Origin of the sequence: Paraburkholderia aromaticivorans (genome assembly GCF_002278075.1) — a bacterium.
Lineage (GTDB): Bacteria > Pseudomonadota > Gammaproteobacteria > Burkholderiales > Burkholderiaceae > Paraburkholderia > Paraburkholderia aromaticivorans.
Map to the genome: position 1 here is coordinate 1,102,084 of NZ_CP022990.1, position 17,372 is coordinate 1,119,455.

14 protein-coding genes are annotated in these 17,372 nt (G+C 60.5%); 8 read left to right on the plus strand and 6 right to left on the minus strand.

All coding sequences use genetic code 11. The features are described from left to right. The first annotated feature begins 307 nt into the window (after positions 1 to 307). Complete coding sequence (locus tag CJU94_RS24680; RefSeq protein WP_095421281.1) at positions 308 to 1,213, plus strand: dihydrodipicolinate synthase family protein; 906 nt, start codon at positions 308 to 310, stop codon at positions 1,211 to 1,213. Between the two features lie 16 nt (positions 1,214 to 1,229). On the opposite strand, the gene CJU94_RS24685 is transcribed toward CJU94_RS24680, so the two are convergent. Beyond that, positions 1,230 to 1,976 carry a response regulator transcription factor gene (locus tag CJU94_RS24685; RefSeq protein ID WP_095421282.1) on the minus strand — a complete coding sequence of 249 codons (747 nt, stop codon included), beginning with the start codon at positions 1,974 to 1,976 and terminating at the stop codon, positions 1,230 to 1,232. Between the two features lie 395 nt (positions 1,977 to 2,371). Here CJU94_RS24685 and CJU94_RS24690 point away from each other — a divergent pair, with 395 nt between their 5' ends. Beyond that, positions 2,372 to 3,673: an MFS transporter gene (locus tag CJU94_RS24690; RefSeq protein WP_095421283.1), complete on the plus strand. Its 1,302-nt coding sequence runs from the start codon at positions 2,372 to 2,374 to the stop codon at positions 3,671 to 3,673. A 131-nt stretch (positions 3,674 to 3,804) separates the two neighbouring features. On the opposite strand, the gene ilvB is transcribed toward CJU94_RS24690, so the two are convergent. The 4 genes from ilvB to CJU94_RS24710 all read right to left on the minus strand — a co-directional run bounded on the left by ilvB (position 3,805) and on the right by CJU94_RS24710 (position 10,051). Continuing rightward, positions 3,805 to 5,568: a biosynthetic-type acetolactate synthase large subunit gene (ilvB, locus tag CJU94_RS24695; protein ID WP_095422779.1), complete on the minus strand. Its 1,764-nt coding sequence runs from the start codon at positions 5,566 to 5,568 to the stop codon at positions 3,805 to 3,807. A gap of 32 nt (positions 5,569 to 5,600) precedes the next feature. Then, on the minus strand, positions 5,601 to 7,394 hold the full coding sequence (gene lpdA / locus CJU94_RS24700) for a dihydrolipoyl dehydrogenase (protein WP_095421284.1): 1,794 nt from the start codon (positions 7,392 to 7,394) through the stop codon (positions 5,601 to 5,603). 14 nt (positions 7,395 to 7,408) lie between these two features. Further along, on the minus strand, positions 7,409 to 8,758 hold the full coding sequence (gene aceF / locus CJU94_RS24705) for a dihydrolipoyllysine-residue acetyltransferase (RefSeq protein ID WP_095421285.1): 1,350 nt from the start codon (positions 8,756 to 8,758) through the stop codon (positions 7,409 to 7,411). Positions 8,759 to 9,034: 276 nt separating this feature from the next. Next, positions 9,035 to 10,051, minus strand: a complete 1,017-nt coding sequence (locus CJU94_RS24710) for a 1-aminocyclopropane-1-carboxylate deaminase (RefSeq protein WP_095421286.1) — start codon at positions 10,049 to 10,051, stop codon at positions 9,035 to 9,037. A 1,084-nt stretch (positions 10,052 to 11,135) separates the two neighbouring features. On the opposite strand from CJU94_RS24710, the gene CJU94_RS24715 reads away from it, so the two are divergent. The 4 genes from CJU94_RS24715 to CJU94_RS24730 all read left to right on the plus strand — a co-directional run bounded on the left by CJU94_RS24715 (position 11,136) and on the right by CJU94_RS24730 (position 14,834). Continuing rightward, positions 11,136 to 12,086: a branched-chain amino acid ABC transporter permease gene (locus CJU94_RS24715; RefSeq protein WP_095421287.1), complete on the plus strand. Its 951-nt coding sequence runs from the start codon at positions 11,136 to 11,138 to the stop codon at positions 12,084 to 12,086. Positions 12,087 to 12,111: 25 nt separating this feature from the next. Then, entirely contained in the window at positions 12,112 to 13,278 is a 1,167-nt protein-coding gene (locus tag CJU94_RS24720; protein WP_095421288.1) for a branched-chain amino acid ABC transporter permease, read from the plus strand. A gap of 66 nt (positions 13,279 to 13,344) precedes the next feature. Then, positions 13,345 to 14,118: an ABC transporter ATP-binding protein gene (locus CJU94_RS24725; protein ID WP_095421289.1), complete on the plus strand. Its 774-nt coding sequence runs from the start codon at positions 13,345 to 13,347 to the stop codon at positions 14,116 to 14,118. Further along, positions 14,118 to 14,834, plus strand: coding sequence for an ABC transporter ATP-binding protein (locus tag CJU94_RS24730; RefSeq protein WP_011489615.1), 717 nt, complete (start codon positions 14,118 to 14,120; stop codon positions 14,832 to 14,834). The genes CJU94_RS24725 and CJU94_RS24730 overlap by 1 nt, the downstream gene beginning before the upstream one ends. A gap of 342 nt (positions 14,835 to 15,176) precedes the next feature. On the opposite strand, the gene CJU94_RS24735 is transcribed toward CJU94_RS24730, so the two are convergent. Continuing rightward, positions 15,177 to 15,686: an Lrp/AsnC family transcriptional regulator gene (locus CJU94_RS24735; protein WP_095421290.1), complete on the minus strand. Its 510-nt coding sequence runs from the start codon at positions 15,684 to 15,686 to the stop codon at positions 15,177 to 15,179. 186 nt (positions 15,687 to 15,872) lie between these two features. Here CJU94_RS24735 and CJU94_RS24740 point away from each other — a divergent pair, with 186 nt between their 5' ends. After that, positions 15,873 to 16,355, plus strand: a complete 483-nt coding sequence (locus CJU94_RS24740; RefSeq protein WP_157763802.1) for a hypothetical protein — start codon at positions 15,873 to 15,875, stop codon at positions 16,353 to 16,355. Between the two features lie 52 nt (positions 16,356 to 16,407). After that, the gene (locus CJU94_RS24745) at positions 16,408 to 17,208 is read left to right on the plus strand and encodes a phytanoyl-CoA dioxygenase family protein (protein WP_095421292.1); all 801 of its coding nucleotides are present in this window, start codon (positions 16,408 to 16,410) and stop codon (positions 17,206 to 17,208) included. Positions 17,209 to 17,372 lie beyond the last annotated feature (164 nt).

Consider the following 17,372-nt stretch of genomic DNA (forward strand, 5'->3'; position numbering starts at 1 on the left):
GCGGATTGTGACGATTTCGGCATAGTCATGCGATAGCGCGTCGGCTTCGGGGGTTCGGCATGGACAAAGCCGGAAAAGTCCGCCGGACGTGCAACGGGCGCGACCCGGCGTAGATCGCGTCGCGCCAGCCATGCGCTTCAACGCGTCCCGCTTCGCATCCCAAAATAAGGGATTCGCATTGAGCCGGCGACGCTTCAGGCAAAGCGCCTATGCTGAAATCGTCATGCGCCGCGCGCGATTCACGCAAGACGGCACGATTTTCCCTGCTTACACTGCGCTTGAACACATCACACTCAGGAGAGCAGTCGTGGCGCATATCTGGGAAGGCGTATTGCCCGCAGTCACCACCAAATTCAACGCGGATTTCAGCATAGACCGCGCATGGACCGGGAAGAATATCGAGGCGCAGATCGAAGCGGGGGTGGACGGCATCATCGTGTGCGGATCGCTGGGCGAAGCGTCCACGCTCTCGCTGGATGAAAAGCTGCAGGTGCTCGACATCGCCGTCGAGGCTTCGCGTGGCCGCGTGCCGGTCCTCTTGACGATCGCCGAAAACAGCACGCTCGACGCCTGCCGCCAGGCCGAAGCGGGCAGCCGCCATGGCGCGGCCGGTTACATGGTGCTGCCGGGGCTGCGCTATCTGTCGGACCGCCGCGAGACGCTGCACCATTTCCGCAGCGTCGCCGATGCGAGCGCGCTGCCCTTGATGATCTATAACAATCCGCTCGCCTATGGCGTCGACATGACGCCCGACATGTTCGCGGAAATCGCCGACGAGAAGAAGATCGTCGCGATCAAGGAATCATGCGGTGACGTGCGGCGCGTGACCGACCTCATCAACGCGGTCGGCGACCGTTTCGCGATTCTTTGCGGGGTGGACAATCTCGCCATGGAAGCCATATTGATGGGCGCACATGGCTGGGTGGCCGGTCTCGTTTGCGCATTTCCGCGGGAGACGGTGGTGATCTACAAGCTGCTGAAGGCGGGACGCCTCGAAGAAGCGCGGACGATCTACCGCTGGTTCGCGCCGCTGCTCGCGCTCGACGTCTCGGCGAAGCTGGTGCAGAACATCAAGCTCGCCGAAGCGATCGTCGGACTGGGCACGGAGCCGGTGCGCCCGCCGCGCTTGCCGCTGGCCGGCGACGAACGCAAAGCGGTCGAGGCGTTGATTCGCAAGGCAATCGAAACGCGGCCCGCGCTGCCGCAGATCTGACCGGAGCGGGTCCGCTTCAGGCCGCCTGCCTCTCGACGTCGGAGTCGGAGTCGGAGTCGGAGTCGGCGGATTCGCCGTGGCGCAGATGCAGCAGCCTGTAGCCGCTTTTATAAACCGGCTGCAGCCGGAACTCGTTTTGCGGCTCGATCTCCAACAGCAGGCGCAGCCGCGAAACGTGGCTGTCGATCGTACGGGTGAACTCGCGGAACTCGCGGCCCCATACCATCGCGAAAATGTGATCGCGCGACAGCACACGGCCGATATTGGAGAAGAATAGCGACGCCAGCCGGTACTGGGTGCCGGACAGTTGGACCGGCTGGCCGCGCAGCATGACGAGTTGGCGGCGTGTGTCGAAATGGTACGGGCCCACATCGAAACTCGAGGCGCTGAACCGGTCCGGATATGCGCGCCGCAGTAGCGCCGCGACCCGCTCGCGAAACTCGGCCGCGCGCAGCGGCAACCCGACATAGTCGTCCGCGCCGGCGACGAAGGCACGCACGACGTGCTCCTCCGCCATGTCCGCCGATGCGAACATCACCGGCAGACGGTCGCCGCCCGCCGAGCGCGCCGCCCGCAAAACCTCGGCGCCGGACAGGCGCAGACCCTGCCAGTCCAGCACCAGCATATCCACGGTGGAGCGCGCGAGCATTCTCGACATGCTCAGGCCGTCGTCGAAAGCCGTGCAGGTGTGGCTGGCAGTCGTCAGGACCTTTTCGATCGACTGACGCATGACCGGGTCACGTTGAAGAATGGCAATGCGCATGGGATGACTCTTAACTGATAGCTCGGACGCGATTCTCAGAGGCAGGCCCGCGCCGTCCCATAGGAGCAATCCTAATTTACATATGAATCCGTTGCCCCCGGCACCACCGCCGCGCATTCCCGCACCCGGTTGCGACAATTCTCAAGGCGCCTTCGTCAATGCCTCGAAAAAGCGCGTTCCGGGGAACTTTTCCAGTCCAATTAAGCACTTCCCGAAACGGTCCGCTTTCATCCTGTAAAATCCCCGCCTGGCCCCAGTCGTCACCGTGCCGGCCCTATCCGGGCCGGCGCGCCGGTGTCCCGTGCTCTACCCAGCGCTTGCCACACTTCTCGCCCGACGACCGCCGTGTTTCCACGCGCTACGTGTGGCTCCCAATTCAAAACAAGACACAAGCAATGCAAGCGACAAATCTGGGTGGAGCGCAGGCTGTCACCCCACGCCCTCTTGGGCGCAGCGATTACAAGACGCTCGGCCTCGCCGCCCTCGGCGGGGCTCTCGAGTTCTACGACTTCATCATCTTCGTATTCTTCGCGCCAGCAATCGGCCAGCTGTTTTTCCCGGCCGCCATGCCGGAATGGCTGCGCCAGGTGCAAACCTTCGGCATCTTCGCCGCGGGCTATCTGGCACGTCCGCTCGGCGGCATCATCATGGCGCATTTCGGCGATCTGTTCGGCCGCAAGCGCATGTTCACGCTGAGCGTGCTGCTCATGTCCGTGCCGACGCTGATGATGGGCCTCTTGCCTACCTACTCCAGCATCGGCGTGCTGGCGCCGGTCCTGCTGCTGCTGTTTCGCGTGATGCAAGGCGCGGCGGTGGGCGGCGAAGTGCCGGGCGCCTGGGTGTTCGTCTCGGAGCACGTGCCGCAGCGGCACGTCGGCTATGCGTGCGGCACGCTGACGGCGGGCCTCACGGCGGGCATCCTGCTCGGCTCGCTGATCGCCTCGGCGGTGAACCGCCACTTCGCGCCGGCGGAAATCTCCGCGTACGCGTGGCGCATTCCGTTCCTGGTGGGCGGCGTGTTCGGCATGTTCTCGGTCTACCTGCGCCGCTGGCTGCATGAGACGCCGGTGTTCGCCGAACTCAAGCAGCGCAAGGCGATTGCCGCCGAAGTGCCGCTCAAGGCCGTGCTGCGCGACCACGGCCGCGCCGTGATCGTCTCGATGCTGCTTACGTGGATGCTCTCGGCGGCGATCGTCGTGGTGATTCTGATGACGCCGACACTGCTACAGAAGCAGTTTCATATCGCGCCGGCCACCGCATTGCTGGCGAACTGCGTGGCGACGCTGTGCCTGACGATCGGCTGCGTGATGGCGGGCTCGATTGCCGGACGCATTGGCGCGGGGCGCACTATTTTCATCGGCGGCCTCGCGCTGGCGGTGACGTACTACGCGATGTTCCAGCAACTCGCCCTCGATATCTCGGCGCTAGTGCCGCTGTATGCGCTGGCGGGGCTCTTCGTCGGCGTGATCGGTGCAATCCCGTTCGTGATGGTGAAGGCGTTCCCGCCGGTCGTGCGCTTCTCGGGCATCTCGTTCTCGTACAACGTGGCGTACGCGATTTTCGGCGGCCTGACGCCGATTGCCGTGTCGCTCATGATGAAATCCAACCCGATGGCCGCGCCGCTGTACGTCGGCGCGATCTGCATTCTCGGGGCATTGACCACGCTGTTTATCAAAGACGCGCCGCAAAAGCGCTAAACGGAGACTCGGCTTCTGATTGCCGATTCAACTTCGCGATGACGGCGCGCCGCACGGTGCGCCGTTTTTATTTGCAATGAGGAGCGGCGCTGCGAAAAAAGAGCAAGGCCATCTCACAGGCCTGAATTCAGTTATTCGCCGCGTATGTCGTCCGTGTTCAGCAACATTTCGGTCAACCCTTTGCCCGATGGGATCATGGGCCAGACCCGTTCCCGCGCATCGACCACCACATCGACAAAGACAGTCCTGTCGCGCGTGGCAAGCATGTCGAGCAACGTTTCATCCAGATCGGCCTGGCTCTGCACGCGCAGGCCAACATGACCATAGGCTTGCGCGAGCTTGACGAAATCGGGAAGCGAGTCCATATAGGAATGAACGTAGCGCCCCTCGTGATCGACATGCTGCAATTGCCGCACCATCCCGAGCGCGCCATTGTTCAGGCACAGAACCTTCACGTTGATGCCGTATTGCAAACAGGTCGACAGTTCCTGAATGCACATCTGGATCGAACCGTCGCCGGTCACCACGACTACATCTGAGTCGGGCGATGCCAGTTTCGCACCCATCGCATAGGGTAATCCAACCCCCATCGTTCCAAGGCCGCCGGAATTGATCCAGCGACGCGGTTTGTCGAAGCGGTAGTACTGCGCTGCCCACATTTGATGCTGGCCAACGTCAGAGCAGATGATGGTGTTCCCGCCAGCCAGTTCGCAGAGCCGCTCGATCACGTACTGAGGCCTCAGCCACGCCACCGAGTTGTCATACGCCAGGCACTTTCTATCGCGCCATTGCGCAATATTCAGCCACCAGGGCGCGAGGTCTTCACCACGCGCCGCGCTTCCCAACCGGGCGAGCAACTCGGGAATCACATGACGCAAATCGCCGACGATAGGTATGTCGACCTTAACCCGCTTGGAAATGGACGTGGGGTCCACGTCGACGTGAATGATCGTACGGCCGACCTTTGCGAAATCGGCTGGATTTCCGATAACCCGATCATCGAAACGAGTTCCGAGCGCCAGTAAAACGTCGCAGTTCTGCAGCGCCATATTCGCTTCGAACGTTCCGTGCATTCCCGGCATACCGAGAAATCGCCGGTCGGCACCTGGAAACGCCCCCAACCCCATCAGCGTCGTCGTGACGGGATATCCGGTCAGTTCCACAAGCTGTTTGAGTGCCTGTGACGCACCGGCCGAAGTGATGCCGCCTCCAGCGTAAATGAACGGACGTTTGGCGCGTTGAAGCGCCTGGACCGCCCGGTCGATCTGCCGACGATCCCCGTGGGCAGGAGGCGAATACGACCTGACTTCCACTCTGTCTGGATAGACAAACCGGCTGCGCGCTAACAGGACATCTTTCGGAATATCTATCAATACCGGGCCCGGACGCCCCGTGGAGGCAATGTAAAACGCGCGTTTTATCGTCTGGGCGAGCGTGGTTACGTCTCTGACCGAGAAGTTATGCTTGGTAATCGGCCGTGTGATACCTGCGGCATCGCATTCCTGAAAGGCATCTTGCCCGATCAGGCCGGTAGAAACATTGGCGGCAATCACGACAAGTGGAATCGAATCGAAATAGGCGGTTGCTATGCCCGTAATCGCGTTGGTCGCACCGGGACCGGAAGTAACGAGCGCAACCCCGACCTTGCCCGTGACCCGGGCAGAACCGTCTGCGGCATGTAATGCCGCTTGCTCGTGGCGGACAAGGATGTGCTCGACCTGATCCTGTTCGTGAAGCGCGTCGTAGACCGGCAGCGCCGCGCCGCCAGGATAACCCCAAACATACCGCACGCCTTCCTTGCACAGCGCGGCGACTACCATCTCTGCGCCAGACAGGATGTCTGCATTTCTGCCACTGCGGGCAACCATGTCCTGCTCTTTCAAATCAATCTTCATACCGCCGTTGTCCTTCGCGCTCACGTTCCGAATTAAGTGGTCCGCCTCGGCAAGTCGGTACACACGCCTTCATACAACTCGGCGGCCATACCGATCGATTCGCCGAGCGTCGGATGCGGATGAATCGTCTTGCCGATATCCGTTGCGTCCGCACCCATCTCGACCGCGAGACACACTTCGCTGATCAGGTCGCCCGCATTCAGACCGACAATCCCGCCGCCGATCACGCGATGCGTTTCCTCGTCGAACAGCAGCTTCGTGAAGCCTTCGTCGCGGCCATTCGCGATCGCGCGGCCCGATGCCGCCCACGGGAACACCGCTTTGCCGTACCGGATGCCGGCCGCCTTCAACTGGTCTTCCGTCTTGCCGGCCCACGCCACTTCCGGATCGGTGTAAGCCACCGACGGAATCTGCAGCGCGTCGAAATACGCCTTCTCGCCATGCGCCGCTTCTGCCGCTACGTGGCCTTCGTGCACCGCCTTGTGCGCGAGCATCGGTTGACCGACGATATCGCCGATCGCGAAGATATGCGGCACGTTGGTGCGCATCTGCCTGTCGACGTCGATGAAGCCGCGATCCGTCACCGCAACGCCGGCCTTGTCCGCACCGATCTTCTTGCCATTCGGCGTACGGCCGACGGCGACCAGCACCAGGTCATAGCGTTGCGCTTCGGCCGGCGCCTTTTCGCCTTCGAACGAGACGTAGATGCCGTCGTCTTTCGCTTGCGCACCGGTCGTCCTGGTCTTCAGCATGACGTTCGCGAAACGCTTGCTGTTGTACTTTTCCCAGACCTTGACCAGATCGCGATCCGCGCCGGCCATCAGGCCGTCGAGCATTTCGACCACGTCGATCTTCGCGCCGAGCGTGGCGTACACCGTGGCCATTTCAAGACCGATGATGCCGCCGCCGATCACCAGCATGCGTTGCGGAATCTGACGCAGTTCGAGCGCGCCGGTCGAATCGACCACCCGCGGATCTTCCGGAATGAACGGCAGCTTCACCGCTTCCGAGCCCGCGGCGATGATCGCCTGCCTGAACCTGACGACCTTCTTGCCGCCTTCGGTCTGCACTTCCAAGTGATGCGGATCGACGAACGTGCCGTTACCCGTCACGACTTCGACCTTGCGCATCTTCGCCATGCCGGCGAGACCGCCGGTCAGCTTCTTGACCACGCCCGACTTGAAGTCGCGCAGCTTGTCGAGATCGATTTGCGGCTTGCCGAACGTGATGCCGTGCGCGCCGAGCGCTTCGGCTTCGTCGATCACGAGCGCGGTGTGCAGCAGCGCCTTCGACGGAATACAGCCGACGTTCAGACACACGCCGCCGAGCGTCGCGTAACGTTCGACGAGCACGGTCTTCATGCCGAGATCGGCCGAGCGGAACGCCGCCGAATAGCCGCCGGGCCCGGAGACGAGCACGAGCATGTCGCATTCGATATCCGCGCTGCCGGAGAAGCTGCCCGCTTGCGGAGCGGGTGCTGCCGCCTTGGCCGGAGCCGCCGCTGCTTGGACGGCTTGCGCGGCTTGCGGTTTGGCCTCCGCCTGCGCGGGCGCTTCACGTGCCGGCGGGACCGAGGCAACCAGCGCATCCGCACTGTCCATTGTCACAACGACGGTTCCCCGCGAGACCAGATCACCTACCCTGACTCTCACTTCCTTGATCGTGCCGGCGGCTGGACTGGGCACATCCAGGGTCGCCTTGTCCGATTCGAGCGTTATTAGCGACTGCTCTTTCTCGACGCGGTCCCCTGCCTGCACCAGTACTTCGATGACCGGTATATTCTTGTAGTCGCCGATATCCGGGACCTCGACCAAGCTCGCCTTCATTGCAGCGGCTCCCATCACAAAGACACCCGACGAAAATCGCCGAGCAATGAGGACAGGTGGGCATTAGAACGCCCCGCCTGCGCGCCATCGATCACCCGGTGATCCCACGAAAGCGAAAGCGGCAGAATCAGGCGCGGCACGAACTGCTCGCCGTCCCAAACAGGTTTCATCGCACCACGCGACAGACCAAGAATGGCGACTTCAGGCGCATTGATGATCGGCGTGAAATTCGTGCCGCCAATGCCGCCCAAAGAAGAAATCGAGAAGCACCCGCCTTGCATCTGATCCGGCTTCAACTTGCCGTCGCGCGCGGCCTTCGACAGCTCGGCCATTTCCTTCGCGATCTCGATCAAGCCCTTCCTGTCCGCGTCGCGAATGACAGGCACGACCAGCCCATTCGGCGTGTCGGCCGCAAACCCGATATGGAAGTACTGCTTGAACACCAGGTTGTCGCCGTCGAGGCTGGCATTGAACGTCGGGAACTGCTTCAAAGCAGAAACAACAGCCTTGATCACGAAAGCCAGCATGGTGATCTTCACACCGGCCTTTTCGTTTTCCTTGTTCAACTGCACGCGCAGCGCTTCGAGATCGGTGATATCCGCTTCGTCGTTATTCGTGACGTGCGGAATCATGACCCAGTTGCGATGTAGATTCGCGCCCGAAATCTTCTTGATGCGCGACAGCGGCTTCGAATCGACCGGACCGAACTTCGTGAAGTCGACCTTCGGCCACGGCAGCAGATTCAGCTCGCCGCCACCCGCCGCAGCCGGCGCCGCGCGCCGAGCGGTCATCACACTCTTGATGAACGCGGTTACGTCGGCTTGCGTGATCCGTTCTTTCGGACCCGTGCCCAGCACCTGCGTCACGTCGACGCCGAGTTCGCGCGCGAACTTGCGTGCAGAGGGCGACGCGTGGCCCGCCTGTCGGTCGCCTATGCCAGCCGGAATGAGGGGTGGCTGAATGGCAGCTTGAGTGGATGCTTGAGTGGATGCTTGAGTGGATAACTGAGTGGCTGACTCAGTGCGTTCCTGAGCGAGCGCCTGCGGCGAAGGCAACGCGGGCGACAGAGCTGCCGGTGCGTTAGCCGGCTTTTCCGCCGCCGGCACTGTCGCCTGAACTGGAGCCGTCGCGTCGCGTTCGGCTTCGACCATCACGATCACCGTGCCTTCCGAGACGATATCGCCGACCTTGACTTTCAGTTCCTTGATGATGCCAGCGGCCGAACTCGGCACGTCCATGGTCGCCTTGTCGGATTCGAGCGTCACGAGCGACTGCTCTTTCTCGACACGGTCCCCCACCTTCACCGCGACCTCGATCACGGGAATGTTCTTGTAGTCGCCGATATCCGGAACGCTTACTTCCATTACCGTCACGAATTATTCTCCAGTTCCGCTTCAGTGCCGCCATACAACCTGATTAGCATGTCGAAGTATCTATCGTCCAATGCGAGCCGTGTGCCGCAAACGGTTCGCAACGCTGGACATGTCGAACTTTCTGCCAGGCCCAGGGTTGCACGTTATCGTGATGTCGACATTGCGACCCACAGCTCGTTTCATATCTATGCACAGAAAAAAGCCCACCCAGATGTGGGCTTCCTGCGCTCGCTCCGCCAACTTCGACAGAAACCGCGACTGTGATTCTCAGCCGTCGCGGAAGATGAAGCTATAGCCGTTCAGCGCGGGGACGCCGCCCAGATGGGCATAAAGCACCCGCGAACCCTCGGGAAACTCGCCATTGCGGACTTTGTCGATCATGCCGTGCATCGACTTGCCTTCGTAGACCGGGTCCGTCAGCATGCCTTCGAGCTTCGCACACAGGCGGATCGACTCAAGCGTGCCGTCACTGGGAAGGCCATACTCCGGGCCGCCATAACGGTCGTCGAGCACCACGTCCTTTGCCGTAATGGCGCGCCCCAGTCCGACCTTGTCGGCGGTATTCTGCGCGATGCGCAGAATCTGGGCGTGTGTCTTTTCCGGCTTCGCCGACGCGTCGATACCGATCACCCGATCCGCGCGGCCGTCCGCGGCAAAGCCCACCACCATGCCCGCTTGCGTGCTGCCAGTGACAGAACATACGACGATGTAGTCGAACTTGAATCCGAGCTCTGCTTCCTGCTGGCGAACTTCTTCAGCAAAGCCAACGAATCCCAGACCGCCAAGCGGATGATCCGAGCAGCCTGCCGGGATGGCATAGGGTTTTCCGCCTTCCGCCCGAACGTCCTCGAGCGCGTCTTCCCAGCTCCTTCTGAAGCCGATATCGAATCCATCCGGAACCAGTCGTACGTCAGCGCCCATGATGCGCGACATCTGAATATTGCCGACCCGGTCGTACACTGCGTCGCTGTAGTTGACCCAGTTCTCCTGAACCAGCACGCACTTCATTCCGAGGTGTGCCGCGACCGCTGCCACCTGGCGAGTCTGATTCGACTGGATGCCACCAATCGAAACAAGGGTGTCGCAGCCTTGGGCGAGTGCCTCCGGGATCAGATACTCAAGCTTGCGTGTCTTGTTACCGCCAAAAGCCAGGCCGCTGTTGCAATCCTCCCGCTTGGCGTACAGCTCGACTTTGCCCCCGAGATGATCGCTCAGACGTTTCAGCGGCTGGATCGGAGTCGGACCAAACGTGAGCGGGTGGCGGGGAAATTTGTTCAGGTTCATAGCGATTTCCAGTGTTAGAAGGTCGGCCTCGCAGAGACGGAAGCCCGGATGGCCTTTCGATAGAGGACGTTGAACATGTTACAAATTTCCGAAAAAACATGGGTTGTGTTTTTTATCCGCAATTTTTAATCTTTACGAACGTTCCTTTCTAACGGCAACTTTTTATTAATTATGACCCTTGAAAATCATAATAAAATTACGTCGAGACGATACTCCCGATAGAAGATATCCGCGCCGCAAAAGCTTGGCCCTGGCCACCGAGCGCGCGGCAGGGCCTGAGATGATGGATCTCGCGTCTATCGCTGCGCTGCTCCGCGCAGCCGACGAGCTGGAAGAAGCATTTCAGCTCACAGTCACCCCGGCGGCGATGCGAACGCACTATCCACTCCTGGTGCCGCTGCGTTCCTTCGCGAACGCGGTAGGCCAATGACTTCAATGCATGCTCTCCCACGCAGCCGCTTCAGTTGACCGCGTCACTGCGTTTCCATCGGTAGTGGACGCGATAGCGCCACGCCGCTCCATCCAATACACAACAAACGTTCTTTCCTCATGGCCATTGCACAATGAAATTCCGTGCTTCTGATGAAATAGCCGATCTTGTTTTGCGCCGCGAATTTATTTTGCAACCACCAATTCTTCGAGCTTCTTTAGGATTGCCTCTGAGTCTGCGCGGCCAATCGAGCCTCCGCGCCTCGCACATGACAAATCCAAAGGAGACACAGTTGAACACTTCAATCGACGAAAAAATCCGCCTTGCCTGCACGTCGATCTCTTCGGATCGACCTCGGAGGGCGAGAAGGCCACTCAGGTAGTCGCGCAATGCCAAAGAGGCAGCCAGCTGTCTCGTGACGACCCTATACGCCTGCGAAGTGCCATCTGCGCGTCGCTTAAAGCTCCCACTCCGTCTAAGCAGCGCAGATCGAGGTTAGAACTGGAGCGATGCAGCAGCGAATACCGCGTTCGTTTTCCCATGTTCAGGTTTCGACTGGCTCGGCTGGGAGCCTGGCCTCGCCAACACGGCTCTCGAACACCAGCTTTACCTTATTACGTGACGCGCTCACACGGGCGCGACCAGGAGCAATCGATGGATATCTTCATCCAACAACTTTTGAATGGGCTGGTGCTTGGCAGCGTTTACGCCATCATCGCACTGGGCTATACGATGGTTTACGGCATTCTGGGCATCATCAACTTCGCTCACGGCGATGTGTTGATGGTGGGCGCGATGGTTGCGCTCTCAGCTATCGGCGTGCTGCAGAACCACTTCCCAGACCTCGGCAATGTGCCGACGCTCGTCATCGCACTGATCATCGCGGCGGTTGTGTGCGCGGTGGTCGGTTATACGATCGAGCGCGTGGCTTACCGGCCGTTGCGTAAGGCACCGCGTCTCGCCCCGCTGATCACCGCGATCGGCGTGTCGATCCTGCTGCAAACGCTGGCCATGATTATCTGGTCGCGCAACCCGATGCCGTTCCCGCAACTGTTGCCCACCGACCCGCTGAACGTGATCAAGGCCACGGACACGACACCGGGCGCCGTGATCTCGATGACTGAAATCGTGATCGTCATCGTGGCGTTCCTCGTGATGGGCGGGCTGCTTCTGCTCGTGCACAAAACCAAACTTGGCCGCGCAATGCGGGCGATTGCCGAGAACCCGGGTAACGCGTCGCTGATGGGCGTGAACCCGAACTTCGTGATTTCGGCCACCTTCATGATCGGCTCGGCGCTCGCCGCGCTGGCCGGCGTGATGATTGCGTCGGCATATGGCAATGCGCACTTCTACATGGGTTTTCTCCCCGGCCTGAAGGCCTTTACCGCGGCAGTGCTCGGCGGTATCGGCAATCTCGGCGGCGCGATGGTGGGCGGCGTGCTGCTCGGCCTGATCGAGCAGTTGGGTGCCGGTTATATCGGCGATCTCACGGGTGACGTTTTCGGCAGCAACTATCAGGACGTGTTCGCCTTCATCGTGCTGATCATCGTGCTGGTGTTCCGTCCGTCGGGTCTGCTCGGCGAACGCGTGGCGGATCGCGCCTGATTTCTGATCCAAGGAGAAAACAGATATGACATTGATTCAACGCATCGAGCCATCCTCGCTTGCCGCCGAAAGGACGCGGACCACGACGCTATCGGTCGGCATCATCACCGCGATCTTCGTGATCGCGGCACCGATGATCATCGGCGCCGCAGGCGGCAACTACTGGGTCCGCGTGCTCGACTTCGCGATGCTGTACGTGATGCTCGCGCTCGGCCTCAACGTGGTGGTCGGCTTCGCCGGCCTGCTCGACCTGGGCTACATCGCGTTCTACGCGGTCGGCGCTTACGTTGCAGCGCTGCTGAGCTCGCCGCACCTGTCCACGCAGTTCGAGTGGATCGCGCACTTCGCACCGAACGGTCTGCATGTGCCGTTCCTCCTCATCGTGCCGTGCGCGATGGGTCTGGCCGCGCTGTTCGGCGTGCTGCTCGGTGCACCGACGTTGCGTCTGCGGGGCGACTACCTCGCCATCGTGACGCTGGGCTTCGGGGAAATCGTGCGGATCTTCATGAACAACCTCGACCGTCCGGTGAATATCACCAACGGCCCGAAGGGGATCACGGCGGTCGACCCGGTGCACGTCGGCGACTTCAGCCTCGCGCAGACGCACTCGCTGTTCGGCTTCCAGTTCCCGTCGGTCTACTCGTACTACTACCTGTTCGTGGTCGCCGCATTGCTGGTGATCTGGGTGTGTACGCGCTTGCAGCATTCGCGTATTGGCCGCGCATGGGCCGCGATCCGCGAAGACGAAATCGCCGCCAAGGCAATGGGCATCAACACCCGCAACGTGAAGCTGCTGGCGTTCGCGATGGGCGCTTCGTTCGGCGGCCTGTCGGGCGCGATGTTCGGTTCGTTCCAGGGTTTCGTGTCGCCGGAATCGTTCACGCTGCCGGAATCGATCGTGGTGCTGGCGTGCGTGGTGCTGGGCGGCATGGGCCACATTCCGGGCGTGATTCTCGGCGCGGTGCTGCTCGCCGTACTGCCGGAATTCCTGCGCTCGACGATGGGTCCGCTGCAGAACATGATCTTCGGCCATGAAATCGTCGATACGGAAGTGATCCGCCAGCTGGTCTATGCGCTCGCCATGGTGCTGATCATGCTGTACCGCTCGGAAGGCTTGTGGCCGTCGCCCAAGCATGAAGACAAGATTGCGAAGCTGTCGAAGCGTGGCGGCAAGAAACCGCTGCGCGATTAAGAATCGGGCAGAGCATCGGACCAGACCAGGCGCTGAAGTGCAGCCTGGTCAACCAGGAGATTAGACATGAGCGACAACATTCGACTGTCCATTAGAGGAGCGAACAAGCGCTTCGGCGGTTTGCAGGCGCTGTCCGATGTCGGGCTTGAGATCGAGTCCGGCCAGATTTACGGTCTGATCGGGCCGAACGGCGCCGGCAAGACCACCTTCTTCAACGTGATCACGGGCCTCTACACGCCGGATTCGGGCGAGTTCAAGCTCGACGGCACGCCGTACACGCCGACCGCTGTGTATCAGGTGGCGAAGGCCGGCATTGCGCGCACGTTCCAGAACATCCGTCTCTTTGGCGGCATGACCGCGCTGGAGAACGTGATGGTCGGCCGTCATGTGCGCACCAAGCACGGCCTGCTCGGCGCGGTGTTCCAGACGCCCGCGGAACGCAAGGAAGAGCGCGAGATCAAGGAGCGCGCGATCGAACTGCTGGAATACGTCGGCATTGCGCAATACGCGGACTACACGTCGCGCAATCTGTCGTACGGCCACCAGCGCCGCCTCGAAATCGCCCGTGCACTGGCAACGGATCCGAAGCTGCTTGCGCTGGACGAACCGGCCGCCGGCATGAATGCGACGGAAAAGGTCGAGCTGACCAAGCTGCTCGACAAGATCCGCGCGGACGGCAAGACGATCCTGCTGATCGAGCACGACGTGAAACTCGTGATGGGTCTGTGCAACCAGATGACGGTGCTCGACTACGGCAAGGTGATTGCCCAGGGTCTGCCGCAGGACGTGCAGAAGGATCCGAAGGTGATCGAAGCTTATCTGGGTGCGGGGGTCCACTAATGGCAACGGCAATGTTGAAAATCAAGGGCCTGCAGGTCAATTACGGCGGCATTCAGGCAGTCAAGGGCATCGATCTCGAAGTCGCGCAGGGCGAACTGGTCACGCTGATCGGCGCGAACGGCGCGGGCAAGACCACGACGATGAAGGCGATCACGGGGCTTAAGCCCTACACGATCGGCGACATCGAGTACATGGGCGAGTCGATCAAGGGCATTCCGCCGCATCTGCTGCTCAAGCGCGGCCTCGCGATGGTGCCGGAAGGCCGCGGTATCTTTGCGCGCATGTCGATCGTCGAGAACATGCAGATGGGCGCTTATCTGCGTACCGACACGGACGGCATCAAGGCGGACGTGGATCGCATGTTCGGCTTCTTCCCGCGTCTGAAGGAGCGCGCCACGCAATACGCGGGCACGCTCTCGGGCGGCGAACAGCAGATGCTGGCGATGGCGCGCGCGATCATCTCGCGTCCCAAGCTGTTGCTGCTGGACGAACCGTCGATGGGTCTGTCGCCGATCATGGTCGAGAAGATCTTCGAAGTGGTGCGGGCGATTTCGGCTGAAGGCATGACCGTGCTGCTGGTCGAGCAGAACGCGCGTCTCGCGTTGCAGGCGGCCAATCGCGGCTACGTGATGGACTCGGGTCTGGTCACCATGTCGGGCGACGCGAAGCAGATGCTGGACGATCCGAAGGTGCGGGCGGCTTATCTGGGTGAGTGAGCGGTTCATTACCCGCCGACACGGTTTTCTTCGGGGAAGAACCGCCCGTCCCCGCCGGTTTCAATAAGCTCAAGCACAGGTATCTGCTCCACAGCGAAGACCGACCGGGGCAACTACCCTTCCCCCAAAAACCGGCGGCAGATGATGAACCCCGCGTTCCAGTCTGCCGCTGTCATTGCCTGCCAGCACTACGGCGTAGTCGATAGCCGGTTCGAATCAGGCGGCCAACGGAGCCGCCGTTACCACGGCTCTACCGCCTCTCGCTTCCTAGACGCAATAGAACTCAATGCCGAGCGGATTCCAGGCAAAATCGTTCAGGTGTGCAATGCAACAATCGGTTATTCAGAGCGGCAGTTTGGTGGTGGAGAGAATCTCCTTGAGCACCATGAACGTCCGGATTTGACGAACCCCCGGAAGGTACAGCAACTGCTCCGCATGCAGCCGGTTGAAGCTGTCATTGTCGCGCGTGCGTACCAACATGAAATAGTCGAATTCGCCCGTTACCACGTGACATTCCATGCAGCCAGAGACTTTTTGAGCTGCCTTCTCGAACTCGGCGAAGGTCTCGGGGGTGGAACGGTCCAGCACAAAGCCAATCACCACGAGCATCGCCCAGTCTAATGCCTTGGCGTCGAGAAGTGCGACCACGGATCGTATCAATCCCATCTCCTTGAGCCGCTCAACGCGCCTCAGGCAGGCCGGCGCACTCAGCTTAACCTTCGCCGCGAGATTGACGTTGGAAATCGAGGCATCACTTTGCAACTGCTTGAGGATTGCGCGATCAATCCGATCCAGCTGCAGCGCCGACTTCTCATTGCCCACAACCGGACCGTGCTTTTTTGTTGCTCTCATTGCCTTCCTTTGCAAATTTAATTACGTGCATATGCGCGCTGACTCTGTGAAATTACCCCCGCACGCAGGCATTTGCAACATTGTCGAACAGAAAATGTCCTAAAATTTCCAGATACGATCGCGCCACGCAGATGACAGATCGAACCCGCACCTCCAACCAACATCATTCCCTAAAAAGTACAGCTCATGAACAAGTACTCAAATGAAAAAAAGTTGGTGGCCACGGAGCAATGCGCGTGGATGCGACCGCCATCGTCACTCACCGAAGTGTGCGCGATCGTAGATCCTACGACCGAAATCTTCGTTGCGCCCGCGCTGTCCAATCGCTTCGCCGATACCGCCCAATTCGCGTTACTTTCGTTGAAAGACATCGAGTCGCTCCGCCGCGAATGGGTTGCGTCGGTGTCATCGAATGGCGGCCGTGGAATTCACGACATGACGGAAATCGAACAGGTGTTGAGTCAACTTCCCGCGCAGTGCCGGCTCGCGCTCTGTACTCAAACGGTCAGATCGTTGGACTGGATTGGGTCGGTCTGCGGGCATCCATGCAGGATGATTCTCTCGCCCGATTCGCTACCCGATGTGACATGCCAGATTGAAGAGGCCACGCGAACCGTACAGACAGCGCTGTGTGAAGCGGTGTCACGACGGTGGCGAGACTGCATCTGATTCGCCGCGCGACAACCGAATCCCCTCAGCCTCGTTGAATAGACTCGACGCCATGCCGGATATTGTTTCCCAACAGATCAGTCGCTTCGTTGAAGATGGCTTCATCATCTTGCGCGGCATTGCAAGTCAAACCCAATGTGAAGCAATCCTTGAAAGGTCGCGGGTCGCCATTCAGGACAACACGGAGCCGATCGAGTACGAGGCGGACCTACACTACCCCGGCGCCCCGAGCTCCCGATTCGTGCATGGCGGCGGCACACCGAGGCGCCTTCTGGATGCGTTCTCCCGAGGCCACGAATTTCAGGCATGGTGTGGAGAACGGGAGGTAGTTGATTGGCTTCGGTCCTACTTTCAACGCGATGTAGTGTGTTCGATGACTCACCACAACTGCGTCATGACCAAACATGGATCGTTCGGCTCCTCGACCGGGTGGCATCGGGATCTGCGTTACTGGCATTTCGGCCGAGGGGATCTCGTGTCGTCATGGCTTGCGTTGGGCACCGAGAATGCCACCAATGGCGGACTATCGTTCATTCCCGGCTCGCATCGAATGAAGCTTGAATCAGACCGGTTCGACAGTGCGTTGTTCCTGCGCAGCGAAACTCCCGAAAACAGATCACTGATTGCCACGGCAGTCTCACCGTGCCTGGCAGCAGGGGATGTCGTCCTGTTTCACGCCCGCACGCTGCATTCTGCCGGACGCAATCAAGACGCTCGAACCAAAATATCGTTGGTTTTCACCTACCACGCGGACGACGATCTGCCGAAGCCCGGCACACGCTCGGCATCTCGCCCGGGTGTTCGCATTCCGGAAGACCCACTGGCCGCTCGAGTTCACCTCGCCCACAACTGAAACGTCCGCGCCTAACGGACATCTCGCAGGTCCGCCGATCACGATACGTCTGCGCATCATCACCGACTGTTCGAGAGTGTCCGCGGGCGCACCGGTTATCGCTCCAGCCTCAAGCCATCGCTTCGTGTCCTGCCACGCTGCCGATATGGGTTCGACGCTTTCTG

Coding starts and splice junctions, on each gene's coding strand:
- CJU94_RS24685 (WP_095421282.1), bottom strand. CDS start 1,976: ATGCGCATTGCCATTCTTCAACGTGACCCGGTCATGCGTCAGTCGATC.
- CJU94_RS24690 (WP_095421283.1), top strand. CDS start 2,372: ATGCAAGCGACAAATCTGGGTGGAGCGCAGGCTGTCACCCCACGCCCT.
- ilvB (WP_095422779.1), bottom strand. CDS start 5,568: ATGAAGATTGATTTGAAAGAGCAGGACATGGTTGCCCGCAGTGGCAGA.
- lpdA (WP_095421284.1), bottom strand. CDS start 7,394: ATGAAGGCGAGCTTGGTCGAGGTCCCGGATATCGGCGACTACAAGAAT.
- aceF (WP_095421285.1), bottom strand. CDS start 8,758: ATGGAAGTAAGCGTTCCGGATATCGGCGACTACAAGAACATTCCCGTG.
- CJU94_RS24710 (WP_095421286.1), bottom strand. CDS start 10,051: ATGAACCTGAACAAATTTCCCCGCCACCCGCTCACGTTTGGTCCGACT.
- CJU94_RS24715 (WP_095421287.1), top strand. CDS start 11,136: ATGGATATCTTCATCCAACAACTTTTGAATGGGCTGGTGCTTGGCAGC.
- CJU94_RS24720 (WP_095421288.1), top strand. CDS start 12,112: ATGACATTGATTCAACGCATCGAGCCATCCTCGCTTGCCGCCGAAAGG.
- CJU94_RS24725 (WP_095421289.1), top strand. CDS start 13,345: ATGAGCGACAACATTCGACTGTCCATTAGAGGAGCGAACAAGCGCTTC.
- CJU94_RS24730 (WP_011489615.1), top strand. CDS start 14,118: ATGGCAACGGCAATGTTGAAAATCAAGGGCCTGCAGGTCAATTACGGC.
- CJU94_RS24735 (WP_095421290.1), bottom strand. CDS start 15,686: ATGAGAGCAACAAAAAAGCACGGTCCGGTTGTGGGCAATGAGAAGTCG.
- CJU94_RS24740 (WP_157763802.1), top strand. CDS start 15,873: ATGAACAAGTACTCAAATGAAAAAAAGTTGGTGGCCACGGAGCAATGC.
- CJU94_RS24745 (WP_095421292.1), top strand. CDS start 16,408: ATGCCGGATATTGTTTCCCAACAGATCAGTCGCTTCGTTGAAGATGGC.